This is a genomic window from Streptomyces sp. NPDC107528 (assembly GCF_055639295.1).
The window spans coordinates 191,180-215,709 of record NZ_JBVKAV010000002.1; the positions used below are offsets into that span (position 1 = coordinate 191,180).

Here is a 24,530-nt window from a genome sequence, read left to right on the forward strand (position 1 = left end):
TCGTGGCGGCGATGTGTCGTACTCCACACTGGGTTCCGGTGCCTGAGTCCTCGGAGCGCGGCCGATCCGTTCCCCACGGGTCCCACACCCCCGCGGTTCCGCTCATCGCGTACGGGACGGACAGCGGCGAGGCCGCCGACTCCGCCCTCGAAGCAGCGCTGCCGTACGCCTCGGCAGCGATCATCCTGGAGGTCGCCCCCGTGCAGACCCAGACCCTGATCGAGACCGACAAGAGTTCGGACGGCACGGAGCCGGACGCGGAGACCGACGTTCTCGTCGCGGTCCCGCCGCAGAGCCGTGTCGCGCACCACCCCGAGGCGGAGCCGGAGGCCTCGCCCGAGCCCGCGGAGCCGCCGGTCGGTGCGCTGGACGGCGCCGAGGCCGCCGAGCCGGTGGAAGCACCGCTGCCGGCCCGCACCCGCGCCGCCGACACCAGCGGCCCCTCCTCCGACCTGTTCCGCCAGTACCTGCGGGAGATCGGCCGCATCCCCCTGCTCACCGCGGCCGAGGAGGTCGAACTCGCCCGCCGGGTCGAAGCCGGCCTGTTCGCCGAGGAGAAGCTGAGCAGCACCCCCGACCTGGAGAGCCGCCTCGCCCTCGACCTGGACCGCCTGGTCGTCATGGGCCGGATGGCCAAGCGCCGCCTGATCGAGGCGAACCTGCGCCTCGTCGTGTCCGTCGCGAAGAGGTACGTCGGCCGCGGGCTGACCATGCTCGACCTGGTCCAGGAGGGCAACCTCGGCCTGATCCGGGCCGTCGAGAAGTTCGACTACGCCCGTGGCTACAAGTTCTCGACGTACGCCACCTGGTGGATCCGCCAGGCCATGTCCCGCGCCCTCGCCGACCAGGCCCGCACCATCCGAGTGCCGGTCCACGTCGTCGAGTTGATCAACCGGGTCGTCCGCGTCCAGCGCCGCATGCTGCAGGAACGCGGCTACGAACCGACGCCGGACGAGGTGGCCGCCCACCTCGACCTCGCGCCCGAACGCGTCAGCGAGGTGCTGCGGCTGGCCCAGGAGCCGGTGTCGCTGCACGCGCCGGTGGGCGAGGAGGACGACGTGGCGCTCGGCGACCTCATCGAGGACGGCGACGCGACGTCACCCGTGGAGTCGGCGGCGTTCCTGCTGCTCAGGGAGCATCTGGAGGCCGTGCTGTCGACTTTGGGCGAACGGGAACGCAAGGTCGTCCAACTCCGCTACGGGCTGGCGGACGGGCGTCCCCGGACGCTGGAGGAGATCGGGCGGATCTTCGGGGTGACTCGGGAGCGGATCAGGCAGATCGAGTCGAAGACCCTGAACAAGCTGCGGGATCATGCGTTCGCGGATCAGCTGAGGGGTTATCTGGACTGACACCGTCTGCGGGCCGGTGGGGGCTGGTCGCGCAGTTCCCCGCGCCCCTTGGGTACGTGCGGGTGACGCCCCTCTGGGGGCGCGGGGAACTGCGCGAGCAGCCACAACGGTCCCGCAGCCGTCAGTCCACCTCCGCCACCGCCTGCGCGAACTGCGCCTGGTACAACCGCGCGTACGCCCCGTCGGCCGCCAACAGCTCCCCGTGAGCGCCCTGTTCCACGATCGAGCCGTTCTCCATGACGAGGATCGTGTCCGCGTCCCGGATGGTCGACAACCGATGGGCGATCACGAACGACGTGCGCCCATGCGCCAGCTTCGCCATGGCCTTCTGGATCAGGACTTCCGTACGGGTGTCGACCGACGACGTCGCCTCGTCCAGCACCAGAATCACCGGATCCGACAGGAACGCCCGAGCGATGGTGATCAGCTGCTTCTCACCGGCGCTGACCCCGCTGCCCTCGTCGTCGATCACCGTGTCGTACCCGTCGGGCAACGTACGGATGAACCGATCGGCGTGGGCGGCCCGAGCCGCCTCCTCGATCTCGCCCCGGGTGACGTCCCGGGAGGCGCCGTACGCGATGTTCTCCGCGATCGTGCCGCCGAACAGCCACGTGTCCTGGAGCACCATCCCGATCCCGGCCCGCAGTTCGTCCCGGGACATCCGGGCGATGTCGACCCCGTCGAGGGTGATGCGCCCGGACGACACGTCATAGAAGCGCATCAGCAGGTTCACCAGCGTCGTCTTGCCGGCACCCGTGGGACCGACGATCGCGACCGTGTGCCCGGGCTCCACCGTCAGCGACAGGTCCTCGATCAGCGGCTTCTCCGGGTCGTACCGGAAGGACACGCCCTCCAGCGCCACCCGCCCCCGCAGCTCCTCCGGCCGCACACCCGGCACCGGATCCGCGCCCTGCTCCTCGGCGTCCAGCAGCTCGAAGATCCGCTCCGCCGAGGCGACACCCGACTGCACGAGGTTCGCCATCGACGCGACCTGCGTCAGCGGCATCGAGAACTGCCGCGAGTACTGGATGAAGGCCTGCACATCACCGATGGACAGCGAGCCGGACGCCACGCGCAGACCGCCGACCACCGCGACCAGGACGTAGTTGATGTTCGACACGAACAGCATCAGCGGCTGCATGACCCCGCTGTTGAACTGCGCCTTGAACCCGGCCTCGTACAGCGCCTCGTTCTGCTCGGCGAACTGCTGCGCCGACTCCTCCTGCCGCCCGAAGACCTTCACCAGGGTGTGCCCGGTGTACATCTCCTCGACGTGCGCGTTGAGCTTGCCGGTCGTGCGCCACTGCTGCACGAAGTGCGGCTGCGACCGCTTGCCGACGCGCGTGGCGACCACGAAGGACAGCGGCACGGTCACCAGCGCGACCAGCGCCAGCAGCCACGACACCCAGAACATCATCGCCAGCACACCGATGATGGTGAGCACCGAGTTGATGAGCTGGCCCATCGACTGCTGGAGCGTCTGCCCGATGTTGTCGATGTCGTTGGTCGCCCGGGACAGCACCTCACCGCGCCGGCTCTTGTCGAAGTACGACAGCGGCAGCCGCGACAGCTTCGTCTGGACGTCCTCCCGCATCCGGTACATCGTCCGGTTCACGGCACGGTTCACCAGCCGAGTCGCCACCGCCATCAGCAGACCGGCCACGAAGAACACGGCGAGCGCGAAGAGCAGTACGTTCCCCACCGCGCCGAAGTCGATGCCCTGGCCCGGTGTGAAGTCGGTGCTGCGCAGCATGTCGGCGATCTGGTTGTCGCCGCGCTCCCGCATGGCCGCGAGGGCCTGCTCCTTGCTCATCCCGGACTCGAACTGCCGCCCGACGATGCCCGCGAAGACCAGGTCGGTGGCCGTACCGAGGATCTTCGGCCCGGCGACCGACAGGCCCACGCTCACGACCACGCAGACGAGCAGCGCGTAGATGGTGACCCGCTCGGGCTTGAAGTGCGCGATCAGCCGCCTGCCCGACACCTTGAAGTCCAGTGAGCGCTGGTCGGGGCCGCCGCCGGCCATCATCCGCCCCATCGGCCCGGCCATCAGGCAGCCTCCGCTTCCGTCAGCTGGGAGAGAACGATCTCCCGGTATGTCTCGTTGTCCGCCATCAGCTCGTGGTGCCGGCCCGTGCCGACTACCTGCCCCTCGTCGAGCACGACGATCCGGTCGGCGTCCCGGATGGTCGCCACCCGCTGGGCGACGATGACGACGGTCGCCTCGGCGGTCTCGCGCCCGAGCGCCGCACGCAGGGCGGCGTCGGTGGCGTAGTCGAGGGCGGAGAAGGAGTCGTCGAAGAGATAGATCTCCGGGCGCTGGACCAGCGTCCGCGCGATCGCGAGCCGCTGCCGCTGACCACCGGAGACATTGGTCCCGCCCTGCGAGACGGGCGCGTTCAGCCCGCCCTCCAGCCGCTCGACGAACTCCTTGGCCTGCGCCACCTCAAGCGCCTGCCACAGCTCCTCGTCCGTCGCGTCCGGATTGCCGTAGCGCAGGTTGGTCGCGACCGTCCCGGCGAACAGGTACGGCTTCTGCGGCACCAGCCCGACGGTCCTGGCCAGCAGCTGGGGATCGATGGTCGCCACGTCCTCCCCGTCCACGAGCACCCGCCCGTCGGTCGCGTCGAACAGTCGCGGGACGAGGCCCAGCAGGGTCGACTTCCCGCTGCCCGTCGAGCCGATGACGGCGGTCGTCTCGCCCGGCAGCGCGACCAGGTCGATCGACTTCAGCACCGGCTCCTCGGCACCCGGGTAGCGGAACCCGGCACCCCGGATCTCCAGATGACCGTGCCGGCGCAGCTCCCGCACCGGCGCGACCGGCGGCACCACGCTCGACGACGTGTCCAGGACCTCCTGGATGCGCTCGGCGCAGACCTCCGCGCGCGGCACCATCATGAACATGAAGGTGGCCATCATCACGGACATCACGATCTGCATGAGGTAGGCGAGGAAGGCCGTCAGATCACCGATCTGCATCCCGCCGCTGTCGATGCGATGGGCGCCGAACCACACCACCGCGATCGACGACAGGTTCACCACCGTCATGACGATCGGGAACATCAGCGCGAGCAGCTTGCCCGTCCCCATCGCCATGTCGGTGAGCTCGGCGTTGGCCTTGCGGAAGCGGTGCTGCTCGTACTCGTCGCGGACGAAGGCACGGATCACGCGGTTGCCGGTGATCTGCTCGCGCAGCACCCGGTTCACCGTGTCGAGACGCACCTGCATGCTCCGGAACAGCGGCCGCAGCCGCCGCACGATCAAGGTCACGCTGATGCCGAGGACCGGCACCACGGCCACCAGCACCGCGGACAGCGGTACGTCCAGGCCGAGGGCGAGCACGATGCCGCCCACGCACATGATCGGCGCCGACACCATCAGCGTGAACGTCATCAGCGCCAGCATCTGCACCTGCTGGACGTCATTGGTCGTCCGGGTGATCAGCGAGGGCGCGCCGAAGTGGCCCACCTCACGCGCCGAGAACGACTGCACCCGGTCGAAGACGGCGGCCCGCACGTCCCGGCCGAGCGCCGCCGCGGTCCGGGCGCCGTAGTACACGGCACCGATGTTGCACACGACCTGCGCCAGCGAGATGCCGATCATCAGGGCGCCGTAGGACAAGATGTAGCCGGTGTCGCCGGTGACGACACCCTTGTCGATGATGTCCGCGTTCAGCGTGGGCAGGTAGAGCGTGGCGCAGGTCTGCAGGAACTGCAGCAGCACCAGCCAGGCAATGGGTTTTCGGTAGGGCCTGAGGTAGGTCCGCAGAAGTCGTATGAGCACGCTGCTTCTCTCGGAGGTCGACGACGGGGCGATTGGTTGCCCCTGGCCCCTATCGTCGGACACTCCCGCCGCGTTACCCCAACCGATTAATCCGTCAGCGCCGCCTCATACGGCCTTCCGGGTGCGAACTCCTACCGGTCTCTTACGTTCCACGGGTCCGGCGGCCCCGCACTACGCCCGGAACGCCCCCGGATGCGTCTGCTCCCGCACCGACACGAACTGCTGCCGCACCGCCTGCCCCACCGCCAGCTCCTCACCGGGCTCCAGGACCTGCGCGGCCGCGCCCTGCCAGACCGGCGGAGTGCGCGGGTCGAGCGTGCCCTGCGACACGCCCAGCGCCCACGCCGCCTGCCGGGCCGCGCCGATCGCCGCGTAGTCCGCGGGCTGCGGTACGACCACCTGCGCCCCGAAGAGCATGGGCGCCGCCGCCTGCACCGCCGACAGCTCGGCCGCCGCACCCAGCAGGAAGATCCGCCGTACCTCGACACCCCGGCCGCGCAGCACGTCCAGCGCGTCCGCGAGCCCGCACAGCATGCCCTCGAACGCGGCCCGCGCCAGATGCTCCGGCTTCATCGACTCCCGCCGCAGCCCCGCCAGCATCCCCGCCGTGTGCGGCAGCTGCGGCGTGCGCTCACCCTCCAGATAGGGCAGCAGCACGAGGCCGTGCGAGCCCGGCGTCGACTTCATCGCCAGATCGGACAGGCCCTCCAGATCGGCCACGCCGAGGAGTTCGGCGGCGCCGCGCAGGGTGCGTACGGCGTTGAGGGTGGTGACGACCGGGAGGTGCATGCCGGTCGCGTCGGCCAGTGAGGTGATCATCCCGCTGCTGTCGACGAGCGCCTCGGGATGAACGGCCATCACGGACCCGGAGGCGCCGAGCGACACGACCGCGTCGCCCAGCCCGATGCCGAGCCCGAAGGCGGCGGCCATGGTCTCGCCGGTCCCCGCGGAGATCAGCAGCCCCTCCGGCGTCGTACCGGCCGCCTCGGCGGGCCCGATCACCTCGGGCAGCATCGCCTGATGGCCGAGCGCCAGCTCGACGAGATCGCTGCGGTAGGAGCCGGTCGCCGCCGACCAGTAGCCGGTGCCGGAGGCGCCGCCCCGGTCCGTGGTCCTTCTCACAGGGCGGCCGAGCAGCTGCCACACCAGCCAGTCGTGCGCCTGCATCAGAACGGCGGCGCGCGCCGCGTTCTCCGGCTCGGTCTTGGCGAGCCAGCGCAGCTTCGTCACCGGCTGCGCGGCCTGCGGCACACACCCCACGGCCTGCGCCCACGCCTCGCGTCCCCCCAGCGCGTCGATCAGGTCGGCCGCTGCGACCTGCGCCCGCTTGTCGCCGCCGACCATCGCGGGGCGCACGGTGTTGCCCTGCGCGTCGAGCGGCACCAGCGCGTTCTGCTGCGCCGACACGCCGATGGCCTGCACACCTTCGAGCAGCCCGCCGCCCGCCGCCTCACCGAGGGACAGCAGCCAGGCCTGCGGATCCACGTCGGACGGACGCGCGGTTCCGTCCGGCGACTCCACCGGGTGCGGGGCATACCCCTGCCTGAGCACGGCGCCTGTGTCTGCGTCGCAGACGACGATGCGAGTGAAATCGGGCGAACTGTCCAACCCGGCGACTATCCCCATGGCCCAAATTGTGCCGTAGCGCTGCGCTTGCTTGGGCCGTGGGCGGCGTGGGGGTGCCGGTTGTGTTTCGGGTGCGGCATGTGTGGGGGCTGGTCGCGCCCACACGGCGGAGCCGCAATCGATACAGACCCGCGCCCATGAGGACGTGGCAGGGACCGGCGCCCAGGAGGCCCCGATCCCACACGCATCGCCATGTCCGTTACGTGTTGCTGGTGCCCCAGTCGTCCTCCGCGCCTCCGTTGTGGGCGCTGCGTTCGCGCAGGGAGCGGACCCGCTGGGCGACGGACTCGGGGACGCGGTCGCCCATCTTGTCGCTCACCGTGTGGTACGCCTTGCCGGCGAAGACGCGGCCCTGTTGTGCCGCCGTCTCCGCGGTGTTGCGGACGGCGGGGTTCTGCGCGACCTGGCGCGCGGACTTCTTGAGCTGCTCGTAGCGCTCGCGTCCGGCGCGTGTGCCGAGGACGTAACCGACGGCGAGTCCGATGACGAACGTGAGTCGGTAGCGCATGGCGGCCACCCTTCCCTTGCGTAGGTCCCTGGTGCGGCGTCGGCGCCGGGGGGAACCGATTGGCGGAGCACCCCCCTGCTTGCGCTAATGTATGTGTCGCAGCGAGCGCACGCCCCCTGGCGAATACCCAGGTAGGTACGTTCGATGCAAACGAGGCATTCCTCCGTAGCTCAATTGGCAGAGCAGCCGGCTGTTAACCGGCAGGTTACTGGTTCGAGTCCAGTCGGGGGAGCTCGGTCCTCCGTAGCTCAATTGGCAGAGCAGCCGGCTGTTAACCGGCAGGTTACTGGTTCGAGTCCAGTCGGGGGAGCATGCTGAAGAGGACCCCGATGGGGTCCTTTTTCATGTGTGATCACCTGTCACGGGAACCGTGCAGGTCGTGGGGGAGTCCTTGAGGGCATGCGAAGTCGACCATACGAAGCAGGAGATCGTATGAGCGGCTATGCTGCGGCAGACGGCGCGCACACATGTACGCGACACGCCGCTATGGGGCGGTAGCTCAGCCGGTTAGAGCAGCGGACTCATAATCCGTCGGCCGTGGGTTCGAGTCCCACCCGCCCCACCACGCACCATTCGCGCAGAAACGATGCGACCAGCCCGTTGCCGGGAGTTCACTCGCAGACGATCTCGTCACGCGGCTTGTAGTGGGTGCGGAACGGCTCTCGTTTCAGCTCTCGGCCGTCGGCGACGAACACCCGTTGCACGGTGACGTCGAATCCCTCCAACGGAGTCTGCGGCACGCACTGTTTGTCGGTGCTGACCTTCTTCGCCGGCTCCTCCACGTTGGTGCGCGGTCCCGTGATCGAGCCGATCTCGTCGTACTTCCTGGTGCCGAGGAAGGTGATGGTGACGGACGTGTCGGTGGACTCGGCCTGGATGTAGATGGCGTTGCCGGAGTCGTTGTTGAACTTGAGGTCGAGGCTGCCCCAGGCGACCGTCGCCTCGCGGCCCTCCGGGTAGCGCTCGATGTAGAACGAGTGGGCGCCGTACTCGACGGGGTCGACCCCCGCGAAGAACATCGCGTTGAACATGGTCGTCGCCACGGCGGAGACGCCGCCGCCGGGGGCCTTGTGGAACTCGTCGTTCAGGATCATGACGCCGTCGACGAAGCCGTTGGCCTCGGTGCGTTCGCCGACGGTGCGGTTGAAGCTCCAGGTCTTGTTCGGCATGACGACGGAGCCGTTGATGAGTTCCACCGCGCGGCCGATGTTCCGGGTGCGGTACGGCGCCGGCTCGAAGTTGACGGTGAAGGACGACATCCGCTCGCGCAGGCCGAGCCGTTCGACGTTGTCGCGGGTCACCTGCGGCTCGCTCACGTGCGTGGCGATCTCGCCGCTGCGGGCGGCGCCGGTCCTCCTGAGCAGCGGCATGACGGCCTTGCTCAGCGCCTTGTCGGTGATCACGTGACCGGCCCGGCCGTCCTCGGCCACCGCGACCCTGTTGCCGACGAGGCGCAGGTCGGCGTTCCGGGCCGTGCTGGGCAGCACGGACAGCGGGCGGTCCACCTCGGGGTCGGCCCGCAGGCCCTTGGCGTCCAGCCTCGGGGTGAGCCGGCCGCCGTCGTCCGGGCGCATCGTCAGGTACTCGCCGAGAACGGGCTGGTCGATCGTGAAGCGATGGCCGGCCGCGACGAGGGTGACCGGCGCCGACATGGCCGGGCGCGCGAAGTCGCGTACCGCTCGCTGCATCTCCCGGTCGGTGACCTTGGGCTTGGTCTCGCTGGTGGGCAGGGTCGTGACCGCGTCGGTCCCGCCCTTCAGGAAGGCCGTGCGCAGGGGGTCGATCGCTGCGTCCTTGTCCAGGGCGTAGCCGTTGTGCGGCGTGACCTGGTGGACCTGGCCGTCGGTGAAGGTGATGGCGCCGTCGCGGACCTTCCGGTCCAGGGACTTCGCCAGCTTTCCGAGGGCGGCGTGGGCCTTGTCCTCGTCGACGTCCACGACCGGATCGACGGTGCCGCCCGACCGGAAGAGGCCGCCGATCACCGTGAACGGATCGGCGTCGTGGGTGCGGGCCGCCCGGTCGACGGTCTCCCCGAAGTCGAAGGTCAGGCCGGCCTGTCGTGGATCGACCGTGCCCTTGCCGTCACCGACCGTCACGGGCAGGTCCCGCGAGCCGGCCGGCCCCAGCCGCTGCTCCAGCTTCTCGATGGCCGCCGCGCGGCTCAGGCCCCCGATGTCCACGCCGCGCACCGTCGTCCCGGCGTCTATGTCCCCGCCCGCGATCAGCAGCCCGGCGACATACAGCCCACCGACACCCAGGGCCAGGGCGCCGCCGGCCAGGGCAAGGGGCGGGATGGACGCGATACGGGGTGGTGAGGCGTTCGGAGGGTCGGAGGGGGCGCGCAGGCGCATGGGTCTCCCGGGCGGACGATCGACAGGACGGCGGCGGGTCGGATGACGCGTCGCTGGGCGCGAGGCAAACACATCCAGCTAGCCATAATCGGGCGAAAACGTATATGTCCCAGGACACGTATGTTCCGGATCACGCCCGTGTCCCGCCCACGGGCATACGGACGGCCCCGACGGACCCCCCTCGACGGGCGACGGAACGCGTCGCGCCTGGTCGTGTCCCCGGTGCGGCTCGGGCGAAGGGTGTGCGGCATCGCACAGGGCAGGGGCGGTGGCGGGTGGGTGCGGCCGGGGCGTGCGGGGGTGGCTGGGCGGGTCGGGGGTGGGTGCGCGGCGTGTGGTCGGGTGGCGCTGCTGTCGGGGTGGGCGGTGTGGGGGATCGCAGGCGTGCGGGGCGGTGACGGGTGCGTTGCGGCCGGGGCGTGCGGGGTGGCTGTGTTCCGGGCGATGTGCGGCACGTTCCGGTCGGGCCCGGGCGAACGCACCCGCGCTGGCCTGCGGCGGGTGCGTTCCTGCGGGTCGCGCCGCGTGCAGGTCAGGCCTACCGGCCTCACTGCCACGCGGCGCAGACAAGGCCGGGTGCCGTCGCGGCGAACGATCAGCCGAGGGTTCGCCGCGTCCTCGGCTAGCTCTCCGCCTTCACGGCGAGGACCGGGCAGTCCACCCCCAGCAGGATCTGCTGCGCCGCCGAGCCCATGATCAGCTTGCCGACGGCGCTGCGGCGGCGGAGGCCGATCACGACCAGGGACGCGTCCATCGTCTCCGCCATGTCGATGATCTCCGCCGCGGCGTCGCGGGCGCCGAGGACCTGCCGGATGTCGAAGTCGACGCCGAGCGCCGCGAGGTCCTCGCGCACATGGGACAGGTCGGGTTCCTGGGCGAAGCGCGGGTCCACATACGCGTCGCCCCGGGTCGTGTTCACCACCAGCAGTTTCTCTCCGCGCCGCCGGGCCTCGCCGATCCCCGCGCGCAAGGCCGCCTCACCCTCGGGTGAGGGGACGTAGCCGACCAGGATGGTCATCTCGATCTCCAGATGTCTCAGGAAGTCCCAGGCGATGTCTCAGGAAGTCTCACGCGGCACTGCGCGCGCGCAGAGGACGTACGACGAACCTGCCTATCAGCGGCCACGCCAGGACCAGCGCGATCGCCGCGTAGACCGTGTACGACACCGGGCCGCCCAGCAGCCCCGAGAACTCGCCGCCGGAGAGCTGGAGGGAGCGGCGGCCCTGCAACTCCGCACGCGGGCCCAGGATCACGCCGACGATCAGCGGCAGGACCGGCAGTCCGAAGCGGCGCATGGCGAAGCCCAGGAGGCCCAGGGTGAGGAGGATGAACAGATCCAGGGGCTGGGCGTTGACCGCGTACGCGCCCATCGAGGCGAAGAAGAGGATGCCCGCGTACAGGTACGGCCTCGGGATCTGCAGCAGCTTCGCCCAGGCCGGGGCGAGGGGGAGGTTCAGGAGCAGGAGCAGCAGGTTGCCGATGAACAGGCTCGCGATCAGGACCCAGACCAGGCTCGCCTCACGCTCGAAGAGGAGAGGCCCGGGCTGGATGCCGTACGACTGGAAGGCGGCCAGCATCACGGCCGCCGTGGCGTTGGTCGGGAGGCCGATCGCCAGCATCGGGACCAGCGTCCCCGCCGCCGACGCGTTGTTCGCGGCCTCGGGGCCGGCCACGCCCTCGATCGCACCCTTGCCGAACTCCTCGGGGTGCTTGGTGAGCCGCTTCTCGGTGGCGTACGACAGGAAGGTCGGGATCTCGGCGCCGCCGGCCGGCAGTGCGCCGAACGGGAAGCCGTACGCCGTGCCGCGCAGCCACGGCTTCCATGAGCGCTTCCAGTCGTCCCGGCCCATCCAGGGGCGGCCGACCGGGATCACCTCGGCCGGCTTGCGGCGCAGGTGTGCGGCCACCCACAGGGCCTCGCCGACCGCGAAGATGCCGACCGCGACCACGACGACGTCGATGCCGTCGGCCAACTGCGGTATGCCGAGTGTGAGTCGTTGCTGGCCGGAGACCGAGTCGATGCCGACCAGGCCGATCGTCAGGCCCAGGAGGAGGGAGATGAAGCCCCGGATGCGGGACGAGCCCAGCACCGACGTCACCGCTATGAACGCCAGCAGCATCAGCGCGAAGTAGTCGGGGGCGCCGAGACTGACCGCGAAGTCGACCACGAACGGGGTGATCAGGACCAGCAGCAGGGTGCCGATCGTGCCCGCCACGAAGGACCCGATCGCCGCCGTGGCGAGGGCCTGGGCCGCGCGGCCCGCCTTCGCCATCCTGTTGCCCTCGATCGCGGTGACCACGGACGACGACTCGCCGGGGGTGTTGAGGAGGATCGACGTCGTCGAGCCGCCGTACATGCCGCCGTAGAAGATGCCGGCGAACATGATGAACGCCTGCACCGGCTCCATGCCGTAGGTGACCGGCAGGAGCAGGGCCACCGTCATCGCCGGGCCGATGCCCGGCAGGACGCCGACCGCGGTGCCGATGACCACGCCGACCAGGGCGAGCAGCAGGTTCAGCGGGGCCATGACGTCCGCGAAGCCCTGCATGAGGTTGTTCAGGTTGTCCATCGCGGCCTCACAGGATTCCTTGCAGGACACCGGCGGGGAGGTTCACGCCGAGGCCGATCGCGAACGCGTAGAAGGTCGTGAGGGAGAGCGTGACCGCTATCAGCAGGTTGCGGACGTAGTGGCGGTTACCGAGGGCGAACGCCGTGCCCCAGAAGAGCAGGGCACCGCTGATCACCCAGCCGAGCCGCTCGATGAGCAGCGCGTTCGCCACGAACACCGCGACCAGCAGGGCCACGGTGCGCCAGTCGCTGCCGCCCGACAGGTCGACGTCCTCGCCGGCCTCCGGCTCACCGCGGCCACCCCTGGCCACGTCGACGGCGTACAGCGCCGCGAGCAGTACCAGCAGCGCGCCCAGGATCAGCGGGACCGCGCGCGGGCCGACCGGGTCGGTGCCGCTGGTGATGTGCGGGATGCCGAGGGCGTCCACGATCACCGCGGTGCCCAGCAGGGCGAGGAACACGCACACGCCGTACTGTGCGCGGTCCCCGCCCTCCCGGGGCGGAGGGGAGTCCTCCGCGGTCCGTTCGTCCTTCACCTCGGAGCTCATGCCAGCCCGAGCTCTGCCAGCAGGTCGGCGACCGCCTTGTCCTGCTCGGTCAGGAAGGCGCCGAACTCGTCGCCGGTGGCGAAGGCGTCGACCCAGCCGTTCTTCTCCAGCTGCGCCTTCCACTCGTCGGAGTCGTGCATCCTGGTCATCGCGTCGACCCAGGTCTGCTCCTGCTCGTCGGTGATGCCCGGAGGGGCCACGATGCCGCGCCAGTTGGTGAAGACCAGGTCGATGCCGGAGTCCTTGAGGGTGGGGGCGTCCTTGAGCGCGTCGATCGGCTTCTCGCTGGTCACCGCCAGGACCCGCACCTGCCCGGCCTCGATCTGGTCGAGGAACTCACCGAAACCGCTGGCCCCGAAGGCGATCTTGTTGCCGAGGATGGCCGGAAGCAGCTCGCCGCCGCCGTCGTACGAGACGTAATTGACGTCCTTCGGCTTGATGCCGACCGCCTTCGCCAGCTGCATCGGCAGGAGGTGGTCGGGGCCGCCCGGCGACGAACCACCGCCCACGGCAAGCTTCTTGGGGTCCTTCTTCCAGGCGGTGACGAGGTCGTCCATCGTCTTGTACGGGGAGTCCTTCGGCACGACGATCGCGCCGGCCTCCTCGATCAGTTTGGCGACCGGGGTGGTGTCGGTCAGCGTCGCCTTCGACTTGGAGGTGTACGAGGCTCCGACGACGCCGAGGCCCATCTGCATGGCCATCTTGCCGTTGCCCTTCTCGTTCACCAGGCGCTGCAGGCCCACGGTGCCGCTGGCTCCGGGCAGGTTGAACACCTGGATGCCGGAGGCGACCTTGGTGTCCTGCATGACCTGGGAGACGGTGCGGGCGGTGAGGTCGTAACCGCTGCCCGGGGTGTTGGGGACCATGAGCCGGAGGCCGGTCACGGGCTTGCCGGACCCGCTCCCACTTCCGGACTCCTCCTTGTCGGCGGTCGCGCCACAGGCGCTGACCGCGATCATCGACACGGCGGCCAGTGCTCCGACAAGTGCGGCTCGTCGAGTTCTCATGGCTCATCTCTTTCGCTCGGCCCGTTCCGGCGCCATGATTGTGCGGTTCCTGAGACACCCCGTCTCGGTTGTGTGACCATTGAAGGTTGAGTTCATAGTGGTCATAGCGTCACGGTCACCGTCCCGAAAACAGCGGCGTCAGACCCTCGCCGGCGAGCTGCTCGTATGGCAGCTCGCCATTGTCGTGATCGTGCTGGCCGCCGTGGCCGCGGTGTCGCTGGCGCAGTCGAAGGCGACGTTCGACCGCGTCGAGGGACGCCGGGTGACCGCGCTCGCCGAGGAGATGGCGGGCAACCCCCTCGTGCGCACCCAGCTCGTGCGGCCCGCTCCGGCCGAGATGCTCGCCCCGCTCCTCCAGTCCACGCTGACCAGGTCCGGTGTCACGTCCGCCGCGGTGGCGAACGCGCACGGAAAGATCGTCGCCGCCACCGACCCCACGCTGGTCGGCACGCGCATGCCGTCCGACGGCCCGCAGGTCGCCGGGGGCCGCGGCTGGTCCGGCGAGCTGCCGGTGAGCGGCGTCATCCAGCTGGTGGCCCAGGCGCCGGTGCTCGGCGCGAAGTTGGGCAACGCCGGAGACCACCTCGGCACGGTGATGATCGGGCGGGCCTCGCCGTCGGTGGGGCAGCGGCTGGTGGGCGCCTCGTCCTATCTGCTGGTCTACCTCGGCGTCGCCAGCGTCCTCGGGGTGGCCGGTTCCTGGCTGCTGGCCCGGCGGATCAAACGGCAGACCTTCGGCATGGAGCCGCGCGAGATCGCCGGGCTCGCCGAACACCGGGAGGCGATGCTGTTCGGGATCGCCGAGGGCGTGGTGGCCCTCGACCCGCAGCAGCGGCTCACGCTGGTCAACTCGGTCGGCCGCAGACTTCTGGACCTGCCCGAGGCCTGCGTCGGGATGAGCCTGGCCGACCTCGGGATCGAGGGGCGGCTGTACGACGTCCTGGCCGGGACCGCGCCCGAGGGGGAGCCCGGCGATCTCGCGCGGCGCGACGAGGTGGTCGTACGCCGGGGCCGGGTCCTGGTGATGAACCGGATGGACGTCACCAAGGACGGCCGCCGCCTCGGCTCGGTCACGACCCTGCGGGATCGCACCGAACTCGCCCAGCTGGAACGGGAGTTGGGCTCCTTCCGCAGCACCACCGAGCTGCTCCGCGCACAGGCCCACGAGTTCTCCAACCAGCTGCACACCATCTCCGGGCTCATCCAGATCGGCGAGCACGACGAGGTCGTACGGTACGTCCGCGCCCTGCGCAAACACCGCGAGTCGCTCGACCTGAACCTCACCAGCCGGGTCCGCGACCGGGCCGTCGCCGCGCTGCTCATGGCCAAGTCGGCGCTCGCCGCGGAGCGCAAGGTGCGGTTGAAGATCTCCGAGCGCACGGCACTTGACCGGCTGGAGCCGACGGACTCCGCGGACGTGGCGACCGTACTCGGCAATCTCGTGGACAACGCGGTCGACGCCGCCGCGAGCGGTTCCAGGGCGGGGGACGACGACCACGAGGCCTGGGTGGAGGTGGAACTGCGCCAGGACGCCTCCAGCGTGGAGATCGTCGTACGGGACTCGGGGCCGGGCGTGGCTCCGGAGCTCGCGCAGGAGGTGTTCTCGCACGGGTTCACCACCAAGGCCGCGCAGGGCGGCGACCGGGGGATCGGCCTGGCGCTCACCCGGCTGGTGTGCAAACGCCGGGGTGGAGAGGTGTCGGTGACCAACACGCAGGCGGGGGCCATGTTCACCGCCCGGATGTCCGTCGGCCGGCCGGCCGTACGAGTGACGGAGGGAGCCCGATGACCGGTGTACCGGACCCACTGGACGTGCTGATCGTGGAGGACGACTTCATGGTGGCGCGGATCCACCGCGGATTCGTCAACCACGTCGACGGGTTCCGGGTGATCGGCACGGCGAACTGCGGGGAGCAGGCGCTCACAGCGGTGGCCGAGCTGCAGCCCGACCTCGTCCTGCTCGACCTCTACCTCCCCGACATGTTCGGCCTGGAGATCATCCCGCGGCTGCGCAGCGCCGGGCACGACTGCGACGTCATGGTGATCAGCGCGGCCCGCGAGTCGGACGCGGTCCGGGGCGCCGTACGCCAGGGCGTCGTGGACTACCTGCTCAAGCCGTTCGACGCCGAGGACCTGCGGGCCCGGCTGGAGCAGTACGCCGCGCGGCGCAGCAACCTGTACGCGGCCGTGGTCAGCGGGCAGTCCGACGTGGACCGGGCGCTGGCGAGGGGCGCGGCGCCGTCCGCCACTTCGGCCACTCTGCCGAAGGGCATGAGCGTGGAGACCGCCGAACTGATCGAACGCGAGCTGCGCACCGCCGACGGCAGCCTCTCCGCCGCCGAGTGCGCGGCCCGCCTCGGGGTCTCACGGGTCAGCGCCCGACGGTACCTGGAGCACTTCAGCGTCACGGGGCAGGCGGAGGTGTCCCTGCGGTACGGGCACGCGGGGCGTCCGGAGCGGCGGTACAGCTGGCTGGACGGTTAGGGCCGCTCCCACGCCCGGCTGCCGTCCTGATCGACCGGGCCCGCCAGCTGGACGATGTCGTCGGAGGCGAGATCGTGCAGCCTGATCGCCAGGTCCTGCAGAGCGCGGCTCGCGGCGAGCTCGTCGCCGATCTCGGGGGCGGGCCGGTCGACCGGGTTGCGGTGGGCCATGCCCCGGCCGGTGACGGCCCTCATGTCCTCGGGCGTGTCCTGAGTGGTCGGTTCCTGAGCGGTGAGTACCGCTTCGGCGCGGGTGTCGTCGCCGTCCTCGGTGATGTGGATCCGGACGGTCCAGTGCTTGTCTTCCATCGAGATCACTTCCGTACGGGTTGGGGACCCCACTGACGAGAGTGCGCCCGTTTTGCCGGGCCGGACCGTCGCAGGTCGCCGAGTTCCCCCAGGGGTGCCCTCCTCCCAAGGAAGTACCCCGGCACGCACCCGCTCCTGCCGCGGAGGCATGACAAGTGCCTCCGTGGGCACGATGTGCCGAAAGGTTGCGGAGAGAAGGCTGGTCGCAACGGACCCGGGATACGAGGAGGGCGCCATGAACCGCCAGACCCACGTTCGCGTTCGTGTCACCCGCCGGCCTGCCGCTCCCCGTGACACGAGGGGCGAGATCGACCGGCGCACTCCTTCGGGGCGGATTCTGCCGTACTGACTCGGCCCTACTGACTCAGCCGTACCGACTCAGGTGGCCGGGTCGAGCTCCAAGGGCTCGATCTTGCCCTCCAGCATGGTGCCGAGGCCCTGTACGGCGCAGACGTCGGGGCGCTCGGCGATGTGCACCGGCATGCTCGTGGCCTGGCGCAGCATCTCGTCGAACCCGGGCAGCAGCGCACTGCCGCCGACCATCATGATCCCGCGGTCGGCGAGGTCGGCGACCAGGTCCGGCGGGCAGTCCCGCAGCACCTTGCCGATGCTGTCGAGGACGGCCGTGAGGGGGGTCTGGATGGCGTCCCGCACGGCGGCGGTGTCGACCTGGACGGAGCGGGCGAGGCCGGTGCAGACGTCCCGGCCGTGGATCTCGGTGGAGGCCGGGCCCTGCGGGGTCAGCCCGTTGCCGGACAGGGCGAGCTGCAGGGGCCGTACGTTCTGGCTGGGCAGCATCAGCTCGTGCTGGTGGCGCAGGTGCTGCACGATCGCGTGGTCGACCGCCTCGCCGCCGACGCGGATGCGTTCCGCGGTCACGATGCTGCCGAGGGAGAGCACGGCGACCTCGGTCGCGGCGGCCCCGCACACCATGATCATGCTGGCCTCGGGCTGCTCGACGGGCAGACCGCATCCGACCGCGGCGGCGATGAGGGTGTCGACGAGCTCGACGCGCCTGGCCCCGAGACCGACCAGGGTTTCTATCGCGGCACGCTGGGCGAGCGGGTCGGCGTCGTGCGGCGTGCACACGGCGGCGCGCAGGAAGGGCTTGCGGCGCAGGGCGCGGCGCATCTTGTCGCCGAGGAGGTGCCGCAGCATGCGCTGCGCCATCTCGATGTCGACGACGGTGCCGCCGGAGACGGGCCGTACGACGCGGATGTAGTCCGGGGTGCGGCCGGTCATCTTCTCCGCGAACTCGCCCACCGCTATGAGGGCGCCGGTGCGGGTGTTGACGGCGGCGGCTGAGGGCTGGTCGACGACGAGTCCGGCGCCCTTCACGTAGACGCGGGTCCTGGCAGCCCCCAGGTCGACGGCGAAATGGCAGCGGCGCAGCTGCTCCAGTGTGGCGGTCATGGGGGTCCTCCCGAGAGCGCAGACCGTGGGTCCGCCGGGTTGGGTGGCGGGCCTCCGTGACCTCGATCGTGCGTGCCGCAGGGAGGGGGCCGCCTTCTGGAGGGGGCCGGGTGGGGTGCCGCTGAATGGGGGTTTTTGTTTCTGATGGGAGGTCAGGTCGGTGTGTCGGGTCACAGGGAGCGGGCCGCGTCGAGTATGGGGCGCAGGGAGTCGACGATCACGTCGCAGCCGGCTTTGCGGAGGCGTCGCTCGGCGGCGGGGGAGTCGGCGTAGCCGATGACGGGGAGGTCCAGTTGCCGGGCGGCGGTGACCTCGGCGGCCGTCGATCCGGGTTGTCCCGGTTTCCGCCCCCTCCCGCCCTCCCGCCCCGACTTTCGACGCCCCCGCCACCCCCTACCCCTCCACGACCCCCCGGATCACCCCCAGCTCCACCAGGTCCTGTGGCCGAATCCGCAGCTGATCCGCCGTCGCCTCCACCTCCGCCGCCCGCCGCTTCAGAATCGCCGCCGCCGGCTCCGGCGCGATCACCGAGAAGTAACTGTCGGGCGTCGCCCAGGTGTTGCCCGGTGCCGCCAGTGCCAGCGCGCCGCCCGAGCCGCCCTCGCCGATGACCAGCGTGGTGATCGGGACGCGGGCGCTGGCCACCGCGGCGAACAGGTCCGCGATCGCCGCGCCGACCCCCTGCCGCTCCGCGTCCGCGTCGTTGGCGGCGCCCGGGGTGTCCACCAGGGTGAGCACCGGGATGCCGAGCCGGTCCGCGAGGCGGATCAGGCGGGTGGCGGTGCGGTAGCCGGCGGGGCGGGTGGCGGTGCCGGTCTGGGCGGCGTACGCGACCGTACGGCCGTCGTGGGTGCCGAAGCCGCAGAGGATGCCCTCGGGGTCGGTGCCGCCGCAGCGGTCGCCGCTGATCGTGACGCGGGTGGTGAAGCAGGCGTCCAAGTACGCCCCGGCGCGCGGGCGTTGTGGTGCGCGGGCCCGTCGGACCGCTTCCCAGCCGGTGGCCGGCAGGCCGGGCGAACCCAGGGCGTGGGGCACCGGGGCCTCCTGCGCGGGCGGCCCCGCCAGCAGCCGCAGCCACCGCCCCAGCTCCGCCCGCAGCACCTGCGGCCGGACGACCGCGTCCACCGCCCCCGCCGCCACCTGCGCCTCAGCCGTGTATGCCGTCGGATCGGCGTCGGGCGGGCGGACCCGGGAGCCCGCGAAGCCGACCTGGGCGCCGGGCAGGGCGAGGGTCACGTCGGCGCCCGCGCCCAGGGTGGCCCAGCCGCCGCCGGTCGTCGGGTCCCGGAGGACCGCGATCTGCGCCAGCCCGGCCTCCCGGGTGAGCGTCGACTGCCGTGCCACGCGCTGGAGTTGGGTCAGCGCGAACATGCCCTCCTGCATCCGGCTGCCGCCCGTGGCGACCAGCGGGACGACCGGGAGACGGTGGGCGCGGGCATGGGCGTACGCCGACTCCAGCCGGTCCCCGGTGCGTCGGCCGAGCGAGCCGCCGAGGAAGCCGAACTCGAAGGCCAGCAGCATGGCCCGGGTGCCTGCCACGCTCGCGGTGCCGCAGACGACGGACTCCGCCTCGCCGGTGCGCTCGGCGGCACGCGCGCGTGAGGCGTCGTAGCCCTGCCAGCCGAGGGGGCCGTCCGGCCCGGAGTCCCCTGCCGGGTAAGGGAGTTCGGTGAACGTGGATTCGTCGGCGACCAGCGCGATCGTCTCGCGTGCCGACGGGCGCCGCTCAGTCATGGGCCAGGGCCCGCTTCATGATCTTCCCCATGTCGTTGCGGGGGAGGGCGTCGAGGTAGTGGACCCGGCGCGGACGCTTGTGCGGGGCGAGGCGGGCGGCGACGTGATCAGCCAACTCATCGGCGTCCGGCGGTGCTTGAGGGTCCACTGGGACGATCCACGCCACGATCCGCTCGCCCAGGTCGGCGTCCGGTTCGCCGGTGACGGCGGCCTCCCGGACACCCGCGTGTTCGAGGAGCGCGTTCTCGATCTCCCCCGCCCCGATCTTGTAACCCCCGCTCTTGATCAGGTCGGTGGCCTTGCGGCCGACGATCCGGACGTACCCGTCGGGGTCGCGCACCGCCATGTCGCCGGTGCGGAACCAGCCGTCCTCGGTGAACGCGGACGCCGTGGCGTCGGGGCGGTTGAGGTACTCGGTGAACAGGTTCGGGCCGCGCACCTGGATCTCGCCCACGGTCTCGCCGTCGTACGACGCGATCGGTGTCCCGTCCTCCTCCACCAGCCGCAGCTCCACACCTGGCAGCGGCACGCCCACCGCCCCGGGCCGCGGCTCGCCGTCCGCGCGGACGCTGGTGTTCATCAGCGTCTCCGTCATGCCGTACCGCTCGACGACCCGCTGTCCGGTCGCTGCCGTGATCCGCTCGTGGTCGTGCACGGGGAGCGCGGCCGAGCCCGAGACCAGGAGCCGGGCCTTGCCGAGCGCCTGCGCCAGCCCCGGGTCCTCGGGGAGCGCCTGGGCGATGCGGTGGTACATCGTCGGCACGCCGAACAGCATCGTCGCGCGGTCGTTCAGCTCGCGCGCGACCCCCTCGGTGTCGAACCGGCCCAGGTGGCGCACGGATCCGCCGCGGCGCAGCGGGCCGAGGATGCCGAGGACCAGTCCGTGCACATGGAACAGGGGCAGGCCGTGCACGAGGGTGTCGTCGCCGGTCCACTGCCAGGCGTCGGCGAGCGCGTCCAGGGTGGCGGTGATCGCCCGGCGGGGGATGACCGCGCCCTTGGGCGGCCCGGTGGTGCCGGAGGTGTAGACGACGAGGGCCGGGTCGCTCTCGGTGGCCCGCTCGGCCGGCCGGGCGGCGGCGGCCCGTACGTCGACGTCCACTCGCGCCAACTTACCGACGGGTGACGGTAGTTCATCGCCGTGCGCGGCGAGTACGAGGCTCGGCGCGCTGTCGGACAGGATGTGCCCCAGCTCCTTCTCGCCCGACTTCGGGTTGAGCGGTACGGCGGCGATCCCGGCCTCCAGCGCCGCGACCACGGCGACAGCGGTCTCCAGGGTCGGTGTCGCCCACACGGCGACCCGCGCCTCACCCGCGATCCGGCCCGCGAGGGCGCCGGTCGCGGCGGAGAGCTCCGCGTACGTCAGGGCCCGGTCACCGAACCGCAGGGCAACCCGCCCCGCCGGACCGGCCGTCAGGGCCGGGAAGAGAGAGGACACGCGTCGTACTCCTTAACTGTTCAACGGACACCGAGTGTTGCCGTCCCACGACCTACCCCCAGCCGGGCACGACCAGCACCAGCCACACCACAGCGGGTACCGCCGCCACCACGATCCCTCCGTACACCATCAGCTGCCGGAAGAAACGCTCACGGTCGACATCCGGGGCCGCGGCCAGCACCAGAGCGCCGTTCGTCGAGAACGGGCTCACGTCCACGACGGTCGCCGACACCGCGAGCGCCGCCACCATGCCGACCGCCCCGATCTCGCCCTGCGCCAGGAACGGCACGGCGAGCGGGATGAGTGCGCCCATGATGCCGACGGACGAGGCGAACGCCGACACGAGCGCGCCGATGTAGCAGAGCAGGACGGCGGCCAGCAGCGGCACGCCGATGCCGCCGACGCCCTCGCCGGCCCAGGTGATGGTGCCCATCTCGTCCAGCACACCGACGTACGTCAGGACACCGCAGATCAGCAGCACCGTCGGCCAGGCGATCTCGCCGACCGCGGTACGGCTGTCCGCCGGCCACGCCGTGCTCAGGACGACGGCAAGGGTGATCGCGGTCAGACCGGCGTCCAGATCGAAGGCGAGGACGGCGACGACGAGGGCGACCAGGGAGAGGAGGGTGGCGACTCGGGCGGGGGTGAGGTGGGCGGCGGGGGGCGCCTCGGGGCGGACGGCGACGGCGGTGGCGGTGGTTCCGGTGGTGGTGGTTCCGGTGGTCGTGGTGCGGGTGGTGGGGGTACCGGCGGGTGAGGTTCCGCCACCGGAGGTCCTGTCCTCCTCCTCCGACACTGCCACCGCCCCCTGCGCCCACAGCTTCAGCCCGCCGAAGAGGGCGAACACGACCGCCGCGATGACGAGGTTGGCGACCAGGGACGCCAGGAAGAGCGCCACCTCGTTGCCCGGCAGCTTCTCGCGCTCGACGATGCCGTTGACGATCGAGCCGTAGATGCTGATCGGCGAAAAGCCGCCGGCCTGGGCGCCGTGCACGACCATCGCGCCCATCAGCAGCGGGCTGATCCCGTAGCGGGCGGCGAAGCTCAACGCGATCGGCGCGACGATCGCGACCGCGGCCGGGCTCACGGCACCGATGGCGGTGAGCGCGCCGGTGAGGGCGAACATCACCCAGGGGATGAGCGCCACCCGACCCCGGACGAGCCGGATCGAGGCGTGCACCAGCCAGTCGGTGGTGCCGTTGGCGCGGGCGATGGCGAAGAGGTACGTGACGCCGACGAGGACGACGAAGAGGTCGCCGGGGAAGCCGGCGAAGATGCCGTCCGCGTCGAGGTCGGCGACCAGGGTGCCGACGGCGAAGGCGGCCGCGAAGGCGAGTGCGCCCATGTTGATCGAGCGGGTGGTGGCGATGACGAACACCACGGCGAGGACGAGGATCGAAATGAGTTCGGGGGACATGCGGGCTCCCGTCGTTGGGTCCCGAGCGAAGGGAATGAGTGGACGAGTGGCTGAGCCAATCGGGGCGCCTGGCTGGTTAGCGTGGGCGTGCTCGGCGGGCGCGTCAAGAGGTCGCGCATGAATTGGCTCAGCCACTCGTCCACTCGGGGTGCCGGTGTTACGCTCCCGGCGAGAGGGGGAGCCCGTGACCGACGCTCTGCGCCCCATGGCCAAGCAGCGACTGTACGAGCAGGTGCTCGACCGGCTGCGTCAATACGTCACCGAGGGGGGCCTGCGGGCCGGTGACCGGCTGCCGCCCGAACGGGACCTGGCACAGCGGCTGGGCGTCAGCCGGGCCTCGGTGAAGCAGGCCATCGTGGTCCTGGAGGTCCAGGGCCTGGTGGAGGCGCGGCACGGCGGCGGCACGTACCTGGTCCGCGACAGCCTCGACGTGGAGCCGGTCGAGAAGCTGGTCGAGCGCCGGCGACGCCTCCCCGATGTCCTGGAGGCCCGCGAGGCGCTGGAGACGAAACTCGCCGAACTGGCCGCGGAACGCCGTACGGACGAGGACCTCGCGGCGATGCGGGCGGCCCTCGCGCACATGGCCGAGGAGATCGAGGGCGACGGTCACGGCGTGGAGGGTGACCGCCTCTTCCACGCCGCGGTCACCGCCGCCGCCCACAGCAGCATCCTCGCCGAGTTCATGCGCTCCATCGCCGACCAGATCGCCGAGAGCCGCACGGAGTCGCTCCGCCAGCCGCACCGCCCCGCCCGCTCCCTCGCCCAGCACCAGGCCATCCTGGACGAGATCGCCGACCGGCGGCCCGGCCGGGCGGCAGCGGCGATGCGGCGGCACGTCCGTACGGTGGCGAAAGTGCGGCTGCTGGACTGGGAGCCGGAGGAGGAGCGGGAACCGTAGGTTGTCCGGCCCGGCGTTCGATCAGGCCGCCCCCTCCACCACGTCCGCCACCACACAACTCACGTTGTCCGGCCCGCCCGCCTCGTTCGCCGCGTCGATCAGGGCGTGTACGGCGATGTCGGGGGAGGGGGCGGTGGTGAGCAGATGGCGGATACGGGCGTCGGGGACGACCGTGGACAGGCCGTCGGAGCAGAGGAGATAGCGGTCGCCGGGCTCGGCGTCCCGGAGGCGCAGGTCCGGGGGAGTGGCCGGGGAGAGGGTCTTCAGGAGCAGGGAGCGCTGGGGGTGGCTCGTGGCCTCCTCCGGTGTCAGCCGGCCCTCGTCGATCAGCGACTGGACCACCGTGTGGTCCTCGGTGACGCGGAACAGGGCACCGTCGCGCAGGAGATAGGCGCGGCAGTCACCGATGTGGACCAGGGCGAGGCGGGATCCCGTCCACAGCAGTGCCGTCAGAGTCGTACCGGCGTCATCGGCGCCGTCCACCGCGTCCCGGACCGCCTCCGTGGCACCCCGCACCGCCTCCTCCAGCAGGTTCAGGACGTCGCCCGCCGGGAGTTCGGCCGTGTCCAGGAAACGCAGCGCCTCCACCGCCGCGCTGCTCGCGGGGACGCCCGCGGGGCCGAAGCCGTCGGCCACCGCGAGCAGCCGGGTGCCGGCGTAGGCGGTGTCCTGGTTGGCGGGGCGGGTCCGGCCCCGGTCGGAGTGGGCGGCGTAGCGGAGTTCCAGCATGGTGGTGTCCTTCCTCGGTACTGCGACGAGTTGGTCCACGAGGAACGCGGCGAGATCCCGCCGTACCGACGTCTCCGCCTCGACCTGCGCCCAGTAGGCACGGATCGCGCGGGCGGCGTCGGCCGCCGGCAGCGCGCACACCTGACGGATCCGGACCAGCGGCATGCCGAGCCGGCGCAGCCACGCCACCAGGCGCGCCCGCTCCAGCTGGTCGACGGCGTAGTACCGGTACCCGGTGTCCGGATCGACCCGCCGCGGCTTCAGCAGCTCCAGCTCGTCGTAGAGCCGCAGTGCCTTCGGCGACAGTCGGCAGGCCTTCGAGAAGGCCCCGATCGTCAGCATGTCCTCGCGCATTCCGATCCCCTCCG

Annotated in this window: 19 protein-coding genes and 3 tRNA genes; 7 read left to right on the forward strand and 15 right to left on the reverse strand. The window is 71.2% G+C overall.

The annotated features are described in order from the left end of the window. Window positions 1-38 precede the first annotated feature (38 nt). Window positions 39-1,349, forward strand: coding sequence for an RNA polymerase sigma factor (locus tag ACZ7L5_RS05930; RefSeq protein WP_362382559.1), 1,311 nt, complete (start codon window positions 39-41; stop codon window positions 1,347-1,349). A gap of 121 nt (window positions 1,350-1,470) precedes the next feature. Here the strand turns inward: ACZ7L5_RS05930 and ACZ7L5_RS05935 are convergent, their stop codons facing one another. From ACZ7L5_RS05935 to ACZ7L5_RS05950, 4 genes are all read right to left on the reverse strand, one after another. Beyond that, window positions 1,471-3,399 (reverse strand): ABC transporter ATP-binding protein, encoded by a 1,929-nt coding sequence (locus tag ACZ7L5_RS05935; RefSeq protein ID WP_471514780.1) that lies wholly within the window; start codon window positions 3,397-3,399, stop codon window positions 1,471-1,473. Continuing rightward, window positions 3,399-5,132: an ABC transporter ATP-binding protein gene (locus tag ACZ7L5_RS05940; RefSeq protein WP_471514782.1), complete on the reverse strand. Its 1,734-nt coding sequence runs from the start codon at window positions 5,130-5,132 to the stop codon at window positions 3,399-3,401. The genes ACZ7L5_RS05935 and ACZ7L5_RS05940 overlap by 1 nt, the downstream gene beginning before the upstream one ends. Window positions 5,133-5,303: 171 nt before the next feature. Next, window positions 5,304-6,758 (reverse strand): FGGY family carbohydrate kinase, encoded by a 1,455-nt coding sequence (locus tag ACZ7L5_RS05945; protein WP_471514784.1) that lies wholly within the window; start codon window positions 6,756-6,758, stop codon window positions 5,304-5,306. 199 nt (window positions 6,759-6,957) lie between these two features. Next, entirely contained in the window at window positions 6,958-7,266 is a 309-nt protein-coding gene (locus tag ACZ7L5_RS05950; protein WP_362382565.1) for a YtxH domain-containing protein, read from the reverse strand. A gap of 159 nt (window positions 7,267-7,425) precedes the next feature. Between ACZ7L5_RS05950 and ACZ7L5_RS05955 the strand changes: the two genes are divergently transcribed. The 3 genes from ACZ7L5_RS05955 (at window position 7,426) to ACZ7L5_RS05965 (ending at window position 7,831) form a co-directional block, all read left to right on the forward strand. After that, window positions 7,426-7,498 (forward strand) — tRNA-Asn (locus ACZ7L5_RS05955). A 5-nt stretch (window positions 7,499-7,503) separates the two neighbouring features. Beyond that, window positions 7,504-7,576 (forward strand) — tRNA-Asn (locus ACZ7L5_RS05960). Window positions 7,577-7,754: 178 nt separating this feature from the next. Further along, window positions 7,755-7,831, forward strand: a tRNA-Ile gene (locus ACZ7L5_RS05965). Window positions 7,832-7,877: 46 nt separating this feature from the next. Here the strand turns inward: ACZ7L5_RS05965 and ACZ7L5_RS05970 are convergent. The 5 genes from ACZ7L5_RS05970 to ACZ7L5_RS05990 form a co-directional block, all read right to left on the reverse strand. After that, complete coding sequence (locus tag ACZ7L5_RS05970; RefSeq protein ID WP_471514785.1) at window positions 7,878-9,617, reverse strand: VanW family protein; 1,740 nt, start codon at window positions 9,615-9,617, stop codon at window positions 7,878-7,880. Between the two features lie 622 nt (window positions 9,618-10,239). Continuing rightward, a complete protein-coding gene (locus tag ACZ7L5_RS05975; RefSeq protein WP_471514786.1) occupies window positions 10,240-10,635 on the reverse strand; it encodes a universal stress protein in 396 nt (131 codons plus the stop codon). 49 nt (window positions 10,636-10,684) lie between these two features. Further along, window positions 10,685-12,187: a tripartite tricarboxylate transporter permease gene (locus ACZ7L5_RS05980; RefSeq protein ID WP_471514787.1), complete on the reverse strand. Its 1,503-nt coding sequence runs from the start codon at window positions 12,185-12,187 to the stop codon at window positions 10,685-10,687. Between the two features lie 7 nt (window positions 12,188-12,194). Further along, window positions 12,195-12,734 (reverse strand): tripartite tricarboxylate transporter TctB family protein, encoded by a 540-nt coding sequence (locus ACZ7L5_RS05985; protein ID WP_471514789.1) that lies wholly within the window; start codon window positions 12,732-12,734, stop codon window positions 12,195-12,197. Beyond that, window positions 12,731-13,693 carry a Bug family tripartite tricarboxylate transporter substrate binding protein gene (locus ACZ7L5_RS05990; protein ID WP_471515815.1) on the reverse strand — a complete coding sequence of 321 codons (963 nt, stop codon included), beginning with the start codon at window positions 13,691-13,693 and terminating at the stop codon, window positions 12,731-12,733. Before ACZ7L5_RS05990 ends, ACZ7L5_RS05985 begins: the two co-directional genes overlap by 4 nt. A gap of 145 nt (window positions 13,694-13,838) precedes the next feature. Here ACZ7L5_RS05990 and ACZ7L5_RS05995 point away from each other — a divergent pair, with 145 nt between their 5' ends. Further along, a complete protein-coding gene (locus tag ACZ7L5_RS05995) occupies window positions 13,839-15,530 on the forward strand; it encodes a sensor histidine kinase (protein WP_471514791.1) in 1,692 nt (563 codons plus the stop codon). Then, window positions 15,527-16,225 carry a response regulator gene (locus ACZ7L5_RS06000; protein WP_471514793.1) on the forward strand — a complete coding sequence of 233 codons (699 nt, stop codon included), beginning with the start codon at window positions 15,527-15,529 and terminating at the stop codon, window positions 16,223-16,225. The genes ACZ7L5_RS05995 and ACZ7L5_RS06000 overlap by 4 nt, the downstream gene beginning before the upstream one ends. On the opposite strand, the gene ACZ7L5_RS06005 is transcribed toward ACZ7L5_RS06000, so the two are convergent. The 5 genes from ACZ7L5_RS06005 to ACZ7L5_RS06025 all read right to left on the reverse strand — a co-directional run bounded on the left by ACZ7L5_RS06005 (window position 16,222) and on the right by ACZ7L5_RS06025 (window position 22,535). Continuing rightward, the gene (locus tag ACZ7L5_RS06005; RefSeq protein WP_471514795.1) at window positions 16,222-16,533 is read right to left on the reverse strand and encodes a DUF1876 domain-containing protein; all 312 of its coding nucleotides are present in this window, start codon (window positions 16,531-16,533) and stop codon (window positions 16,222-16,224) included. The genes ACZ7L5_RS06000 and ACZ7L5_RS06005 overlap by 4 nt on opposite strands. A 378-nt stretch (window positions 16,534-16,911) precedes the next feature. Beyond that, window positions 16,912-17,946, reverse strand: a complete 1,035-nt coding sequence (gene mreB / locus ACZ7L5_RS06010; RefSeq protein WP_362382581.1) for a rod shape-determining protein — start codon at window positions 17,944-17,946, stop codon at window positions 16,912-16,914. 393 nt (window positions 17,947-18,339) lie between these two features. Beyond that, complete coding sequence (locus tag ACZ7L5_RS06015; protein WP_471514797.1) at window positions 18,340-19,680, reverse strand: carboxyl transferase domain-containing protein; 1,341 nt, start codon at window positions 19,678-19,680, stop codon at window positions 18,340-18,342. Continuing rightward, the gene (locus tag ACZ7L5_RS06020) at window positions 19,673-21,118 is read right to left on the reverse strand and encodes an acyl-CoA synthetase (RefSeq protein WP_471514799.1); all 1,446 of its coding nucleotides are present in this window, start codon (window positions 21,116-21,118) and stop codon (window positions 19,673-19,675) included. The genes ACZ7L5_RS06015 and ACZ7L5_RS06020 overlap by 8 nt, the downstream gene beginning before the upstream one ends. Window positions 21,119-21,170: 52 nt before the next feature. Continuing rightward, window positions 21,171-22,535, reverse strand: coding sequence for an SLC13 family permease (locus ACZ7L5_RS06025; RefSeq protein WP_471514801.1), 1,365 nt, complete (start codon window positions 22,533-22,535; stop codon window positions 21,171-21,173). A gap of 184 nt (window positions 22,536-22,719) precedes the next feature. Here ACZ7L5_RS06025 and ACZ7L5_RS06030 point away from each other — a divergent pair, with 184 nt between their 5' ends. Next, window positions 22,720-23,433 carry a FadR/GntR family transcriptional regulator gene (locus ACZ7L5_RS06030; protein ID WP_471514803.1) on the forward strand — a complete coding sequence of 238 codons (714 nt, stop codon included), beginning with the start codon at window positions 22,720-22,722 and terminating at the stop codon, window positions 23,431-23,433. Between the two features lie 21 nt (window positions 23,434-23,454). On the opposite strand, the gene ACZ7L5_RS06035 is transcribed toward ACZ7L5_RS06030, so the two are convergent. Continuing rightward, entirely contained in the window at window positions 23,455-24,516 is a 1,062-nt protein-coding gene (locus tag ACZ7L5_RS06035; RefSeq protein WP_471514805.1) for a MerR family transcriptional regulator, read from the reverse strand. Window positions 24,517-24,530 lie beyond the last annotated feature (14 nt).

What these genes read in the sequence shown, in the direction of transcription:
- ACZ7L5_RS05980 (WP_471514787.1), bottom strand. Translation starts at nt 12,187, where the DNA reads ATGGACAACCTGAACAACCTCATGCAGGGCTTCGCGGACGTCATGGCC.
- ACZ7L5_RS05970 (WP_471514785.1), bottom strand. Translation starts at nt 9,617, where the DNA reads ATGCGCCTGCGCGCCCCCTCCGACCCTCCGAACGCCTCACCACCCCGT.
- ACZ7L5_RS05945 (WP_471514784.1), bottom strand. Translation starts at nt 6,758, where the DNA reads ATGGGGATAGTCGCCGGGTTGGACAGTTCGCCCGATTTCACTCGCATC.
- ACZ7L5_RS06005 (WP_471514795.1), bottom strand. Translation starts at nt 16,533, where the DNA reads ATGGAAGACAAGCACTGGACCGTCCGGATCCACATCACCGAGGACGGC.
- ACZ7L5_RS05975 (WP_471514786.1), bottom strand. Translation starts at nt 10,635, where the DNA reads ATGACCATCCTGGTCGGCTACGTCCCCTCACCCGAGGGTGAGGCGGCC.
- ACZ7L5_RS06000 (WP_471514793.1), top strand. Translation starts at nt 15,527, where the DNA reads ATGACCGGTGTACCGGACCCACTGGACGTGCTGATCGTGGAGGACGAC.
- ACZ7L5_RS06015 (WP_471514797.1), bottom strand. Translation starts at nt 19,680, where the DNA reads ATGACTGAGCGGCGCCCGTCGGCACGCGAGACGATCGCGCTGGTCGCC.
- ACZ7L5_RS05985 (WP_471514789.1), bottom strand. Translation starts at nt 12,734, where the DNA reads ATGAGCTCCGAGGTGAAGGACGAACGGACCGCGGAGGACTCCCCTCCG.
- ACZ7L5_RS05990 (WP_471515815.1), bottom strand. Translation starts at nt 13,693, where the DNA reads ATGATCGCGGTCAGCGCCTGTGGCGCGACCGCCGACAAGGAGGAGTCC.
- mreB (WP_362382581.1), bottom strand. Translation starts at nt 17,946, where the DNA reads ATGACCGCCACACTGGAGCAGCTGCGCCGCTGCCATTTCGCCGTCGAC.
- ACZ7L5_RS05935 (WP_471514780.1), bottom strand. Translation starts at nt 3,399, where the DNA reads ATGGCCGGGCCGATGGGGCGGATGATGGCCGGCGGCGGCCCCGACCAG.
- ACZ7L5_RS05950 (WP_362382565.1), bottom strand. Translation starts at nt 7,266, where the DNA reads ATGCGCTACCGACTCACGTTCGTCATCGGACTCGCCGTCGGTTACGTC.
- ACZ7L5_RS06025 (WP_471514801.1), bottom strand. Translation starts at nt 22,535, where the DNA reads ATGTCCCCCGAACTCATTTCGATCCTCGTCCTCGCCGTGGTGTTCGTC.
- ACZ7L5_RS06035 (WP_471514805.1), bottom strand. Translation starts at nt 24,516, where the DNA reads ATGCGCGAGGACATGCTGACGATCGGGGCCTTCTCGAAGGCCTGCCGA.